13 protein-coding genes are annotated in these 12,681 nt (G+C 66.7%); 6 read left to right on the forward strand and 7 right to left on the reverse strand.

The window, feature by feature from the left end; genetic code table 11:
- Positions 1 to 42 precede the first annotated feature (42 nt).
- From hemN to EV671_RS02995, 4 genes are all read left to right on the forward strand, one after another.
- Entirely contained in the window at positions 43 to 1,386 is a 1,344-nt protein-coding gene (gene hemN, locus EV671_RS02980; RefSeq protein ID WP_415840386.1) for an oxygen-independent coproporphyrinogen III oxidase, read from the forward strand.
- Between the two features lie 5 nt (positions 1,387 to 1,391).
- Positions 1,392 to 2,018 (forward strand): urease accessory protein UreH domain-containing protein, encoded by a 627-nt coding sequence (locus tag EV671_RS02985; RefSeq protein ID WP_132569795.1) that lies wholly within the window; start codon positions 1,392 to 1,394, stop codon positions 2,016 to 2,018.
- Between the two features lie 59 nt (positions 2,019 to 2,077).
- On the forward strand, positions 2,078 to 3,334 hold the full coding sequence (icd, locus tag EV671_RS02990; RefSeq protein WP_132569796.1) for an NADP-dependent isocitrate dehydrogenase: 1,257 nt from the start codon (positions 2,078 to 2,080) through the stop codon (positions 3,332 to 3,334).
- A 125-nt stretch (positions 3,335 to 3,459) separates the two neighbouring features.
- Entirely contained in the window at positions 3,460 to 3,828 is a 369-nt protein-coding gene (locus tag EV671_RS02995; protein WP_132569797.1) for a carboxymuconolactone decarboxylase family protein, read from the forward strand.
- Between the two features lie 71 nt (positions 3,829 to 3,899).
- Here EV671_RS02995 and EV671_RS03000 read toward each other — a convergent pair whose 3' ends face one another.
- Positions 3,900 to 6,137: an NADP-dependent isocitrate dehydrogenase gene (locus EV671_RS03000; protein WP_132569798.1), complete on the reverse strand. Its 2,238-nt coding sequence runs from the start codon at positions 6,135 to 6,137 to the stop codon at positions 3,900 to 3,902.
- 164 nt (positions 6,138 to 6,301) lie between these two features.
- A complete protein-coding gene (locus EV671_RS03005; protein ID WP_132569858.1) occupies positions 6,302 to 6,544 on the reverse strand; it encodes a cold shock domain-containing protein in 243 nt (80 codons plus the stop codon).
- A 193-nt stretch (positions 6,545 to 6,737) separates the two neighbouring features.
- Between EV671_RS03005 and clpS the strand changes: the two genes are divergently transcribed.
- Both clpS and clpA read left to right on the forward strand, forming a co-directional pair.
- Positions 6,738 to 7,118, forward strand: a complete 381-nt coding sequence (gene clpS, locus EV671_RS03010) for an ATP-dependent Clp protease adapter ClpS (RefSeq protein WP_132569799.1) — start codon at positions 6,738 to 6,740, stop codon at positions 7,116 to 7,118.
- A complete protein-coding gene (clpA, locus tag EV671_RS03015) occupies positions 7,115 to 9,439 on the forward strand; it encodes an ATP-dependent Clp protease ATP-binding subunit ClpA (RefSeq protein ID WP_132569800.1) in 2,325 nt (774 codons plus the stop codon). The genes clpS and clpA overlap by 4 nt, the downstream gene beginning before the upstream one ends.
- A gap of 48 nt (positions 9,440 to 9,487) precedes the next feature.
- On the opposite strand, the gene EV671_RS03020 is transcribed toward clpA, so the two are convergent.
- From EV671_RS03020 to EV671_RS03040, 5 genes are read right to left on the reverse strand one after another with little or no spacing between them, the layout of a single operon-like run.
- Entirely contained in the window at positions 9,488 to 10,261 is a 774-nt protein-coding gene (locus EV671_RS03020) for a M90 family metallopeptidase (protein WP_415840392.1), read from the reverse strand.
- Complete coding sequence (locus tag EV671_RS03025) at positions 10,261 to 11,007, reverse strand: UDP-2,3-diacylglucosamine diphosphatase (protein ID WP_132569802.1); 747 nt, start codon at positions 11,005 to 11,007, stop codon at positions 10,261 to 10,263. Before EV671_RS03025 ends, EV671_RS03020 begins: the two co-directional genes overlap by 1 nt.
- On the reverse strand, positions 11,004 to 11,501 hold the full coding sequence (locus tag EV671_RS03030) for a peptidylprolyl isomerase (RefSeq protein ID WP_132569803.1): 498 nt from the start codon (positions 11,499 to 11,501) through the stop codon (positions 11,004 to 11,006). The genes EV671_RS03025 and EV671_RS03030 overlap by 4 nt, the downstream gene beginning before the upstream one ends.
- Entirely contained in the window at positions 11,498 to 12,058 is a 561-nt protein-coding gene (locus EV671_RS03035) for a peptidylprolyl isomerase (RefSeq protein ID WP_132569804.1), read from the reverse strand. Before EV671_RS03035 ends, EV671_RS03030 begins: the two co-directional genes overlap by 4 nt.
- A 7-nt stretch (positions 12,059 to 12,065) precedes the next feature.
- Positions 12,066 to 12,584: a tetratricopeptide repeat protein gene (locus EV671_RS03040; RefSeq protein ID WP_132569805.1), complete on the reverse strand. Its 519-nt coding sequence runs from the start codon at positions 12,582 to 12,584 to the stop codon at positions 12,066 to 12,068.
- Positions 12,585 to 12,681: the final 97 nt, after the last annotated feature.

Below are 12,681 nucleotides of genomic sequence, written 5' to 3' on the forward strand. Positions count from 1 at the left end.
GTGACCGATCGACCGCTGGACCCTGACCTGCTTGACGCCAACATGAGGCGCCATGATGTGGCGGGCCCGCGCTATACCTCCTACCCGACGGCCGACCGCTTCGTCGAAGCCCACCAGGCCCCCCAGCACCTACAGGCGCTGGCCCAGCGTGGCGCGGCCCAGCCGCTGTCGGTCTACGTCCACATCCCCTTCTGCGAGCAGCTCTGCTACTACTGCGCCTGCAACAAGGTCATCACCCGGCATCACGAGCGTGCCCAGCCCTATCTGGCTGCGCTCGAGATCGAGATGGATCTCGTGGCCGCGGCCCTGGGTGGGCATGCGCCGGTGTCCCAGTTGCATCTGGGAGGCGGCTCGCCCACCTTCCTGTCCGATGCCGAGCTCGGCACGCTGATGACCGCGCTGCGCCAGCGCTTTCGCCTGCTGCCGGGGGCCGAGCTCTCGATCGAGGTGGACCCCCGCACGGTCGATGCCGGGCGGCTCGCGCACCTGAAGACGCTGGGCTTCAACCGCCTGTCGTTCGGTGTGCAGGATTTCGACGCCGCCGTGCAGAAGGCCGTGCACCGCGTGCAGCCCATCGAGTCGGTCGCGGCGCTGATGCGCGCCGCTCGCGACCTGGGGTTCGCATCGATCAGCGTCGACCTGATCTACGGCCTGCCACTGCAGACGCCGGCCAGCTTTGCCCGCACGATTGCCCAGGTGGCCGAGTTGCGGCCCGACCGCATCGCGATGTATGCCTACGCCCATCTGCCGCAGCGCTTCAAGCCGCAGCGCCGCATCGTGGCCGAGTTGCTGCCGCCGGCGGGTGACAAGCTCGCCATGCTGTCGGGGGCGATCAGCGCGCTGCTCGGCGAGGGCTATGCTTACATCGGTATGGATCACTTCGCGCTGCCCGACGATCCACTGGCCGTGGCAAAGCGCCAGGGCCTGCTGCATCGCAATTTCCAGGGCTACTCGACGCAGCCGGACTGCGACCTTGTCGGCCTGGGCGTGTCCGCCATCAGCCGCGTGGGGGCCACCTTCGCGCAGAACGCCAAGGCGCTGGACGAATACCAGGACCTGCTGCACCAGCGCCAGCTGCCCGTGCAGCGCGGTCTGGCGCTGACCCGCGACGACCTGCTGCGCCGCGCGGTCATCATGGCGCTGATGTGCCAGGGGCGGCTGGAGTTCGAGTCCATCGCGTCGTCCTACCTCGTCGACGTGCCGAGCTATTTCGCCGCCGAGTTCGAGCGCCTGGGCCAACTGGCCGCGCAGGGCCTGGTCGTGCTGGAGCCGGATGCCATCCAGGTCACGCCGCTGGGCTGGTATTTCGTGCGCGCTGTCGCCATGGTCTTCGACCGCTATCTGCAGGCCGACGCGAGCCGTGAGCGCTTCTCCAAGATTATTTGAGGCTGATGGCCCTTGATGCCGCGCTGATCGCGTCGGCCACGCTGATGGGGCTGGCCGGCACGCCGCATTGCGCGGCCATGTGTAGCGCGCCCTGTGCGCTGGCCGCCGGGCCGCGGCCGGTGCGCCTTCTTGCCGGCCGACTGCTCGGCTACAGCGCGGGTGGCGCCATCGTGGCCGCGTCTGCCGAGGCGCTGGCGCGGGCTTCGCAGGGCGTTGCTTTGTTGCAGCCGGCCTGGGCGCTGCTGCAGGCGGCCATGCTGCTGCTGGGCCTGACGCTGCTGGTGCGCGGGCGCATGCCGGTCTGGCTGGGTGCGGTGAACTGGCGCCCGCAGCCGCGCCATGCCTTCTTCACCGGCATCGCCTGGGTGGCGATGCCCTGCGGGCTGCTGCACGCGGCCTTGCTGCTCGCGGGTCTGTCCGGCTCCGTGGCCGGCGGTACGCTGGCGATGGCCGGCTTTGCCTTGGCCAGCACGCCCGGCCTCATCGTGGCGCCGCTGTGGCGGGCCAAGCTGCTCAAGCGAGGTGCGGGCGGCGAGGTGCTGGCGCTGCGCCTCGCGGGCCTGGCGCTGGCGCTCGGCGCGGGCTGGGCGCTGGGCCATGGCATCTGGCAGCGTGTCCTGCTCGCCTGCTGACCCAGCCATAAACTCGCCGGGTTTCGTTTTCCCTCGTCTCTTTGCGGAGCCCACAAGCCATGTACCAACACATCCAGGTGCCAGAAGGTGGCCAGAAGATCACCGTCAACGCCGACTTCTCGCTGAACGTACCTGACCAGCCCATCATTCCCTACATCGAAGGCGACGGCACCGGCTTGGACATCACGCCCGTCATGCTCAAGGTCGTCGACGCGGCCGTGGCCAAGGCCTATGGCGGCGCGAAGAAGATCCACTGGATGGAGATCTACGCCGGCGAGAAGAGCACTCGGGTCTACGGCCCCGACGTCTGGCTGCCCGAGGAGACGCTGAAGGTGCTGAAGGACTACGTCGTCTCCATCAAGGGGCCGCTGACCACGCCCGTCGGCGGCGGCATCCGCTCGCTGAACGTCGCGCTGCGCCAGGAACTGGACCTCTACGTCTGCCTGCGCCCGGTGCAGTATTTCGACGGCGTGCCCAGCCCCGTGAAGGAGCCCCACAAGGTCGACATGGTGATCTTCCGCGAGAACTCGGAGGACATCTATGCCGGCATCGAGTACGAGGCCGAGAGCGACAAGGCGAGGAAGCTCATCAAGTTCCTTCAGGAGGAGATGGGCGTCAAGAAGATCCGCTTCCCGAACACCTCGGGCATCGGCATCAAGCCGGTCTCACGCGAGGGCACCGAGCGCCTGGTGCGCAAGGCCATCCAGTACGCCATCGACAACAACAAGCCCAGCGTGACCATCGTGCACAAGGGCAACATCATGAAGTTCACCGAGGGTGGCTTCCGCGACTGGGCCTATGCGCTGGCGCAGAAGGAGTTCGGCGCCCAGCCCATCGACGGCGGCCCGTGGTGCAAGTTCAAGAACCCGAAGACGGGCAAGGACATCACCATCAAGGACAGCATCGCCGATGCCTTCCTGCAGCAGATCATCCTGCGCCCGGCCGAGTACAGCGTCATCGCGACGCTGAACCTGAACGGCGACTACATCTCCGACGCGCTGGCCGCCCAGGTCGGCGGCATCGGCATCGCGCCGGGTGCCAACCTGAGCGACTCGATCGCGATGTTCGAGGCCACGCATGGCACGGCGCCCAAGTACGCCGGCAAGGACTATGTGAACCCCGGCTCCGAGATCCTGTCGGCCGAGATGATGCTGCGCCACATGGGCTGGACCAAGGCCGCCGACCTCATCATCAGCGCGATGGAAAAGGCCATCCTGAGCAAGAAGGTGACCTATGACTTCGCCCGTCTGATGGACGGTGCGACGCAGGTGTCCTGCTCCGGCTTCGGGCAGGTGATGATCGACCAGATGGCCTGACGTCGACGGGCGTCGCCCGCTGCGCCTTCGAAGCCCATCGCACCCCGCGGCGATGGGCTTCTTGCCTTCTGAATCCTTGTCGGCTTCGTGTCGCTATGCTGCGATGCAACAACGAAGGAGCCGTCATGGATCTCGACCCCCAAGGGCTTGCCACCCGCCGTGCGGTGCTGGGCGATGCCTATGTCGGCGCCGCGCTGGCCAAGGTCACGCCGTTCACCGAGCCGCTGCAGGAACTCGTGACCCGACACGCCTGGGGCAACACCTGGCAGCGGCCGGGCCTGGACCTGCGCACGCGCAGCATCGTGACGGTGTCCATGCTGGTGGCACTGGGTCGCGCGCATGAGCTCAAGACCCATGTGCGCGGCGCGCTGAACAACGGCGTGACGGCGCAGGAGCTGCAGGAGATCTTCCTGCACGCCAGCGTCTACTGCGGTTTTCCGGCGGCGGTGGATGCCTTCCGCGCGGCAGCCGAGGTGGTCGAGGCCACACCATGAAAAACGCCGCTGGCATCGACTGCGCAGCGGCGTGATCCAGGCGGGGCCGCGGCCCCGTCAGGCAATGGAGGTCAGCTCGCGAGGGACGCCAGCGTCGCGTTGAAGGTCGCGCTCGGGCGCATGACCGCGTCCAGCTTCGCCGTGTCGGGCAGGTAGTAGCCGCCGATGTCGGCCGGCCCCCCCTGAACGGCCTTCAGTTCCGCGGCGATCTTGGCCTCGTTGGCGGCCAGGGCCTCGGCCACGGGCTTGAAGCGGGCGGCCAGCTCGGCGTCGTCCGTCTGCGCGGCCAGCTCCTGCGCCCAGTACAGCGTCAGGTAGAAGTGGCTGCCGCGGTTGTCCAGCTCGCCGGTCTTGGGGCTGGGGCCCTTGCCGTTGTCCAGCAGCTTGCCGGTGGCGGCGTCCAGGGTCTTGGCCAGCACCTTGGCCTTGGCGTTCTTGTTCTTGAGCCCCAGGTCTTCCAGGCTCACCGCCAGGGCCAGGAATTCGCCCAGCGAGTCCCAGCGCAGGTGGTTCTCTTCCACCAGCTGCTGCACATGCTTCGGGGCCGAGCCGCCGGCGCCGGTCTCGTACATGCCGCCGCCGGCCATCAGCGGCACGATGGACAGCATCTTGGCCGACGTGCCCAGTTCCATGATGGGGAACAGGTCGGTCAGGTAGTCGCGCAGGATGTTGCCGGTGGCGCTGATGGTGTCCAGGCCGCGGATGACGCGCTCCAGCGTGTAACGCATCGCACGGACCTGGCTCATGATCTGGATGTCCAGGCCGGTCGTGTCGTGCTCATGCAGGTACATCTTGACCTTGGTGATCAGCTGGGCCTCGTGCGGGCGGTAGCTGTCCAGCCAGAACACCACCGGCATGCCGGAGTTGCGGGCGCGCGTGACGGCCAGCTTGACCCAGTCACGGATGGCGGCGTCCTTGCACTGGCACATGCGCCAGATGTCGCCCTGCTCGACGTCCTGGCTCATCAGCACTTCGCCCGTGTCCAGGTCGGTGATGTTGGCGACGCCATCCTCCGGGATCTCGAAGGTCTTGTCGTGCGAGCCGTATTCCTCGGCCTGCTGGGCCATCAGGCCGACGTTGGGCACGGTGCCCATCGTGCGCGGGTCGAAGGCGCCGTGCCATTTGCAGAAGTTGATCATCTCCTGGTAGATGCGGGCGAAGGTCGATTCGGGCATCACGGCCTTCACGTCCTTGAGCCGGCCATCGGCACCGTACATCTTGCCGCCGCTGCGGATGGCCGCAGGCATGGAGGCGTCGACGATGATGTCGTTGGGCGAATGGAAATTGGTGATGCCCTTGGCGGAGTCCACCATCGCCAGCTCGGGGCGGTGCTCGTGGCAGGCATGCAGGTCGCGCTTGATCTCCTCCTGCTTGCTCTGCGGCAGCGTGGCGATCTTGGTGTAGAGGTCGACCATGCCGTTGTTGACGTTGACGCCCAGTTCCTCGAAGGTCTTGGCGTGCTTGGCAAAGGCGTCCTTGTAGAAGATCTTCACGCAGTGGCCGAAGACGATGGGGTGGGACACCTTCATCATCGTGGCCTTGACGTGCAGCGAGAACATGACGCCGGTCTTGCGGGCGTCCTCGATCTCACGCTCGTAGAAGGCCAGCAGCGCCTTCTTGCTCATGAACATCGAGTCGATGACCTCGCGGTCCAGCAGCGAGACCTTGGGCTTGAGCACGATGGCCTTGCCGCTCTTGGTGATGAGCTCCATCTTCACGTCGCGCGCGCGGTCCAGCGTCATCGACTTCTCGCCGTGATAGAAGTCGCCGGCGTGCATGTGCGACACATGCGAGCGCGAAGCCTGGCTCCACTCGTCCATGCGGTGCGGGTTCTTGCGCGCGTATTCCTTCACCGCCTTGGGCGCGCGGCGGTCGGAGTTGCCCTCGCGCAGCACCGGGTTCACGGCCGAACCGATGCACTTGTTGTAGCGGGCGCGGATGTCCTTCTCCTCGTCCGTCTTCGGCGCCTCGGGGAAGTCGGGGATCTTGTAGCCCTTGTCCTGCAGTTCCTTGATGGCGGCCTTGAGCTGGGACACCGAGGCGCTGATGTTGGGCAGCTTGATGATGTTGGCGTTCGCCTTCAGCGTCAGCTTGCCGAGCGCGCCCAGGTTGTCGGCCACGCGCTGCGCTTCGGTCAGCGCCTCCGGGAACTGGCCCAGGATGCGGCCGGCCACGGAGATGTCGCTGGTGACGACATCGATGCCCGCCTGCGCCGCGAAGGCCTGGACGACCGGCAGCAGCGAGGCAGTGGCCAGGCGGGGTGCTTCATCGGTCAGGGTGTAAACGATCTGGGTCTTTTCGGCGGTCATGAGGTCTTCCGGTAAAGGGGCAATCCGTGCGGCTGGATGCACCAGGCGCCAGCGCGCAGGGCATGAACTCTAGCAAGCCACTCCAGCATTTGGCTGACGCGGCGGGCAGAAAGCGCAAAGCCCCGCGGCCAGTGGCTCGCGGGGCTTCTCGGTCAGGAGGGGGCTCAGGAGGCCAGCGGCTGTGGCTCCATGCCGCGCGCGGCTTCCACAGGCGTGATGTTCTGCGCCAATTGCCCCTTGGGGCCTTGCACTAGATCAAACTGCACCTGACTGCCCTGTTTCAGCGTCCGGAATCCTTCCATCTGGATCGCCGAGAAATGGGCGAAGACGTCATCGCCGCCGGCTTCCGGCTCGATGAATCCAAAGCCCTTGGCATCGTTGAACCACTTGACTTTGCCCAGCGCCATCATCTTGTCTCCGTTCTGTGTGGCTCCTCCCGAGGAGGCGGACGTGGATTCTGGTAGCGCAATAAAAAGCGTCAATTCGGGACCTTCCCGGACGGGTTCACCCTAGACGGTGCCCCGGCTGCTTGCAATCCGGCCGGGTGTCGCCATCTGCCAGCGGTCGGCGAGGGGATACCCCCGTCGATAGAATCGATCCATGCCTGTGCTGTCCGTTTTTTCACCGCGAAACCAGTCGGCTCCGCCCCCGCCAGCACCGCCCCTGAAACCGGGCCGGGACGAAGGCGAGGGCGCGGTCGTCGTCGAGCGCCAGACCCAGAAGACCGAGCCGCCGCGGCTCTATCAGGTCCTGCTGCTGAACGACGATTTCACGCCGATGGAGTTCGTTGTCATGGTTCTGCAGGAATTTTTCCGGCATGACCTCGATACGGCGACGCAGATCATGCTCAAAATCCACCACGAGGGTCGCGGGGTCTGCGGTGTCTTCACCAAGGACGTCGCCGCGACCAAGGTGGAGCTGGTTTTGGCCGCCTCCCGGCGTGCCGGCCACCCCCTGCAGTGCATTATGGAGGCCGCATGATTGCGCAAGAGCTTGAAGTCAGTTTGCACATGGCGTTCGTCGAGGCACGCCAGCAGCGGCACGAATTCATCACCGTCGAGCACCTGCTGCTCGCGCTGCTCGACAACCCCAGCGCCGCCGAGGTGCTGCGCGCCTGCGCCGCCAACCTGGACGACCTGCGCAAGAGCCTGACGCAGTTCATCAAGGAGAACACGCCCATGGTGGGCGGCAGCGACGAGGTGGACACGCAGCCCACGCTGGGCTTCCAGCGCGTCATCCAGCGCGCCATCATGCATGTGCAGAGCACCGGCAGCGGCAAGAAGGAAGTGACCGGCGCCAACGTGCTGGTGGCCATCTTCGGCGAGAAGGACTCCCACGCCGTCTACTACCTGCACCAGCAGGGGGTCACCCGCCTGGATGTCGTCAACTTCATCGCCCACGGCATCAAGAAGACCGACCCCGAGCCGCCGAAGTCGCCTGAGGGCCAGGGCCAGGGCCAGGAAGGCGAGCGCGAGGAAGGCGAGGGCGGCAGCGCCAAGGCTTCGCCGCTGGAGCAGTTCACGCAGAACCTCAACCAGCTGGCCAAGGACGGCAAGATCGACCCGCTGATCGGCCGCGAGTCCGAGGTCGAGCGCGTCGTGCAGGTGCTGTGCCGTCGCCGCAAGAACAACCCGCTGCTGGTCGGCGAGGCCGGTGTCGGCAAGACGGCCATCGCCGAGGGCCTGGCCTGGCGCATCACCGAGGGCGAGGTGCCCGAGGTGCTGGCGGACAGCGTCGTCTACTCGCTGGACATGGGCGCACTGCTGGCCGGCACCAAGTACCGCGGCGACTTCGAGCAGCGCCTGAAGGCCGTGCTGAAGTCGCTGAAGGAACAGCCGCACGCCATCCTCTTCATCGACGAGATCCATACGCTGATCGGTGCCGGCGCGGCCTCGGGCGGCACGCTGGATGCGAGCAACCTGCTCAAGCCGGCGCTCAGCTCGGGCGCGATGAAGTGCATCGGCGCGACCACCTTCACCGAGTACCGTGGCATCTTCGAAAAGGATGCGGCGTTGAGCCGGCGCTTCCAGAAGATCGACGTGGCCGAGCCCTCGGTCGAGCAGACCGTCGAGATCCTGAAGGGGCTGAAGAGCCGCTTCGAGGAGCACCACTCGGTCAAGTACGCGCTGGGCGCGCTGCAGGCCGCGGCCGAGCTGTCGGCCAAGTACATCAACGACCGCCACCTGCCGGACAAGGCCATCGACGTCATCGACGAGGCCGGTGCGGCCCAGCGCATCCTGCCCAAGAGCAGGCAGAAGAAGACCATCACGCGTGCCGAGGTCGAGGACATCGTCGCCAAGATCGCGCGCATCCCGCCCGCGTCCGTCAACAGCGACGACCGCAGCAAGCTCAAGACCCTGGACCGCGACCTGAAGAGCGTCGTCTTCGGTCAGGACCCGGCCGTCGATGCGCTGGCCGCCGCCATCAAGATGGCGCGTTCGGGCCTGGGCCGTCCCGACAAGCCGGTAGGCAGCTTCCTGTTCAGCGGCCCAACGGGCGTGGGCAAGACCGAGGTCGCCAAGCAGCTCGCCTACATCCTGGGCATCGAGCTGATCCGCTTCGACATGTCGGAGTACATGGAGCGCCATGCCGTCAGCCGCCTGATCGGTGCGCCCCCGGGCTATGTCGGCTTCGACCAGGGCGGCCTGCTGACCGAGGCCGTCACGAAGAAGCCGCACGCGGTGCTGCTGCTCGACGAGATCGAGAAGGCCCACCCGGACGTCTTCAACGTGCTGCTGCAGGTCATGGACCACGGCACGCTGACTGACAACAACGGGCGCAAGGCCGACTTCCGCAACGTCATCATCATCATGACGACGAACGCGGGCGCCGAGATCATGAACAAGGCCACCATCGGCTTCACGACCCAGCGCCAGCAGGGCGACGAGATGGCCGACATCAAGCGCCTGTTCACGCCCGAGTTCCGCAACCGCCTGGACGCCATCGTGTCCTTCCGCGCGCTGGACGAGGAGATCATCCTGCGCGTGGTCGACAAATTCCTGCTGCAGCTGGAAAGCCAGCTCGCCGAGAAGAAGGTCGAGGTCGGCTTCTCCGACGCGCTGCGCAAGCAGCTCGCCAAGAAGGGCTTCGATCCGCTGATGGGCGCACGACCGATGCAGCGCCTGATTCAGGACACCATCCGCCGCGCGTTGGCCGACGAGTTGCTGTTCGGCAAGCTGGTCGACGGTGGCCGCCTGACGGTGGACGTGGACGACAAGGGCGAGACGGTGCTGGACATCCAGCCCAACGTGAAGCCCACGAAGGACGGCAAGCCCAAGGCCGAGCCGGCGACAACAGCCTGACCACCGCCGCAAAACGGGAAGGGGCGCCTCGGCGTCCCTTTTTGCTTGTCAGCCCGCCGGGTCCTGCCTGAAGAAGCCGGCCAGCAGTTCGTACATCACCGGCTCCTCTACCCGCATCGCGGCTGGTGCGACGAAGAAGGCCTCCACGGCCACCGCGAAGAACTCTTCGACGGCTTCTGCACCATAGGGGTCGATCAATGTGTCCTCGCCGGCATCGATGCGCGCACAGAACTTCTCCCACTCGGCGTCGATGACGCCTATCCAGCGTTCTCGCTCAGCCGCGTCCAGCGGCGGCACGCCGTCGGCCAGGCCGTCGCGCATGTCGATCACATGCGCGAACTCGTGGATGACGACGTTGTAGACCGCGTCGGCTCCGAACTCCGCCGGGTCGTCACTGACGGCGATGGCCTGCCAGGCCAGCATCAGCGGTCCGCCTTCCATGGCCTCGCCGGCCAGCTCCTCGTCGTATTCGTGGACGACACCATCCTCGTCCTCGAAGCGCCGCTGGGCGACGACCTCGCCCGCGTGCATGACGATGCCGACGAAGCCGTCATACCAGGCTAGGCCCAGCCGCAGCACCGGCAGGCAGGCCTGGGCCGCAACGGCCACGGCGACCTCGTCGGTCACCTCGAAGCCGGCGACGCCGTGGAATTCCTTGGTCGACAGGAAGAGGCTGCACAGGCGCCGCAGCTCGGCGAGGTCGTCCGTGCTGCGCTGGGCCAGGAAGGGGTAGCGCAGCAGCGTCAGCTGCCACAGCGGATCGGGGATGGCGCGGCGCTCGACGGCGCGACGTTCGCGCCAGCTGCGCAGTGCTTTCAGGATCACAGCGGGATGCGTTGCAGGCCGGCGGGGGACAGGCGGATCACGTCGCCACGCGTCGGCATGCCATCGAAGTCCCAGTCGGACAGCACGACGCGCTTCCGGCCGTTGCCGAGGTCGTGCTCGGCCGGCCGGTGCGTATGGCCGTGGATCATGGTCTTCGCGCCGGCTTCGTCCAGCAATGCCCGGCACACGTCGGCATCGAGGTCGCTGGCCATCAGCTGCGCCGCCTGGGCTGCCCGGCTGCCCTCGCGCATCTGGCGGCCAAGTGCCTGGCGGGCCTCCAGCGGCTGTGCCAGCAACTCGGCCTGCCAGTGCGGCGAGCGCACCTGGTTGCGGAACAGCTGATAGGCCGTATCGGCCAGGCATTGCGCGTCGCCGTGCACGAGCAGCCATTGCTGGCCGAAGGCGGCGAGCACCGTGGGGTCGGGCAGGGCGGTCATGCCGCAGGCGGCGAGCATGTCGGTGCCCAGCAGGAAGTCGCGGTTGCCATGCATGAAGAACAGGTCCAGCCGCTGGCTGGCGCTCTTCAGCATTACGGCGCAGCCTGCCTCGAAGGGCAGGTGGCGCGAGTCGTCGCCGACCCAGACCTCGAAGATGTCGCCGAGCAGCAGCACGGCCTGGGCGGGCGTCTCGGCGAGGTGCCGTTCGAGCCGGGCGAAGGTGCCCGGCGTGTCAGGCCCCAGGTGCAGGTCGGACAGCAGGTCGATCTGCTGCCACTGCTTCGGGGCCGTCAGCGTGTGGATCAAACCTCGACGGCCTTCTCGATGACGACATCCTCGACCGGCACGTCGCCATGGCCGCCGCGACCGGCGGTCCTGCTCTTCTCGATCTTGTCGACCACGTCCTGGCCTTCGATGACCTTGCCGAACACGGCATAGCCCCAGCCCGACGGCGATTCGGACTTGAAGTCCAGGAAGCCGTTGTTCGTCGTGTTGATGAAGAACTGCGCCGTGGCCGAATGCGGCGCGTTGGTACGCGCCATCGCCAGCGTGTAGTGGGCGTTCTTCAGGCCGTTGTTGGCCTCGTTCTGGATCGGCGCCTCGGTGGACTTCTGCTTCATGCCGGGCTCGAAGCCGCCGCCCTGGATCATGAAGCCCTTGATGACGCGGTGGAAGACCGTGCCGTCATAGTGGCCGCTGCGGACGTATTGCAGGAAGTTGGCGACCGACAGCGGCGCCTTCTCGGCGTCCAGTTCGATGAGGATGTCGCCGTGGTTGGTGGAGAGTTTGACTTGGCTCATTTTTTGACGGGCTCGACGAGAGCCTTGTTGATGAAGATGGGCTTGACCGGCAGGTTCTCGTGCATGCCGGCCGCTTTGGTTTCCACGGCGCGGATCCTGTCGACGACGTCCATGCCGTCGACGACCTGGCCGAAGACGGCGTAGCCGCTCTTGGGGGTGTCGGGTTCGCCGTCGAGGAAGAGGTTGTCGACGACGTTGATGAAGAACTGCGACGTCGCCGAGTTCGGGTCGCCCGTGCGGGCCATCGCCACGCTGCCGCGCAGGTTGGACAGGCCATTGTGCGATTCCAGCGGAATCGGCGCCTTGGTCGGGCGCTGGTTCAGCCTGGCGTCGTAGCCGCCGGTCTGCACCATGAAGTTGGCAATGACGCGGTGAAAGACCACGCCGTTGTAGTGGCCGGACTTCACGTATTGCAGGAAGTTGGCCACCGTCCGAGGGGCCTTCTCGGCATCCAGCTCGATGCGGATGTCGCCCTCGCTCGTCTGCAGCTTGACGGTCTGGGCCGATGTGGCGGCGGCGGCCAGCAGGGCGGCCAGGAACAATGCGGTCTTGGTCATGCGGGGCTCAGCGGGTCTTGGCGGCGTCGCCGGTCAGCGCCAGCGTGCGGCTGATCTTGTTGGCCAGCGCCTCGCTGGGCGCCAGCGAGGCCTTCTGGGCGCGCTGGTAGGCGCGCAGCGCCAGACGCACCAGCACATCGCCCATGTTCTCCTGGGCCTGGGCGTGTTCGGGCTGCAGGCGCAGGGCCTGCTCCAGCGCGGCCTTGGCCTCGTCGAGTTGGCCGGCGGCGGCGTACAGCACGGCGAGGTTGTTGTAGGGGTCGGCCAGGTCGGGGAAGTCCTGGGTCAGGCCCGTGAATATGCGCACGGCCTGGGCGCGTTCGCCGAGCTCCATATGCATCACGCCGAGGGCGAAGCGCAGTTGCAGGTCGTCGGGCGTGCGCTTGAGCGCCTGCTCGATCTGGTCCACGGCCTGGGTTTTCTGGCCGGACAGCCACAGGCGCTGGGCGGTGGCCAGATCGTCGGCGCGGACCGGCCCGGCGGCTAGTGCGGCCAGCAGCATGAGGAGGGGGAGGGGCAGTCGCATGAGGGTTGTAGCGGGGGGGCGGCGTCAGGGTCGGCCGCTATACTGATTTCATTCTATGAGCCCCGCCTGGGCTGACCCGGTGCGGGGCTTCTTGTTG

The organism is Roseateles saccharophilus (genome assembly GCF_004342485.1).
GTDB lineage: Bacteria > Pseudomonadota > Gammaproteobacteria > Burkholderiales > Burkholderiaceae_C > Pelomonas > Pelomonas saccharophila.

What these genes read in the sequence shown, in the direction of transcription:
- hemN (WP_415840386.1), top strand. Translation starts at nt 43, where the DNA reads ATGAGGCGCCATGATGTGGCGGGCCCGCGCTATACCTCCTACCCGACG.
- EV671_RS02985 (WP_132569795.1), top strand. Translation starts at nt 1,392, where the DNA reads ATGGCCCTTGATGCCGCGCTGATCGCGTCGGCCACGCTGATGGGGCTG.
- icd (WP_132569796.1), top strand. Translation starts at nt 2,078, where the DNA reads ATGTACCAACACATCCAGGTGCCAGAAGGTGGCCAGAAGATCACCGTC.
- EV671_RS02995 (WP_132569797.1), top strand. Translation starts at nt 3,460, where the DNA reads ATGGATCTCGACCCCCAAGGGCTTGCCACCCGCCGTGCGGTGCTGGGC.
- EV671_RS03000 (WP_132569798.1), bottom strand. Translation starts at nt 6,137, where the DNA reads ATGACCGCCGAAAAGACCCAGATCGTTTACACCCTGACCGATGAAGCA.
- EV671_RS03005 (WP_132569858.1), bottom strand. Translation starts at nt 6,544, where the DNA reads ATGGCGCTGGGCAAAGTCAAGTGGTTCAACGATGCCAAGGGCTTTGGA.
- clpS (WP_132569799.1), top strand. Translation starts at nt 6,738, where the DNA reads ATGCCTGTGCTGTCCGTTTTTTCACCGCGAAACCAGTCGGCTCCGCCC.
- clpA (WP_132569800.1), top strand. Translation starts at nt 7,115, where the DNA reads ATGATTGCGCAAGAGCTTGAAGTCAGTTTGCACATGGCGTTCGTCGAG.
- EV671_RS03030 (WP_132569803.1), bottom strand. Translation starts at nt 11,501, where the DNA reads ATGAGCCAAGTCAAACTCTCCACCAACCACGGCGACATCCTCATCGAA.
- EV671_RS03035 (WP_132569804.1), bottom strand. Translation starts at nt 12,058, where the DNA reads ATGACCAAGACCGCATTGTTCCTGGCCGCCCTGCTGGCCGCCGCCGCC.
- EV671_RS03040 (WP_132569805.1), bottom strand. Translation starts at nt 12,584, where the DNA reads ATGCGACTGCCCCTCCCCCTCCTCATGCTGCTGGCCGCACTAGCCGCC.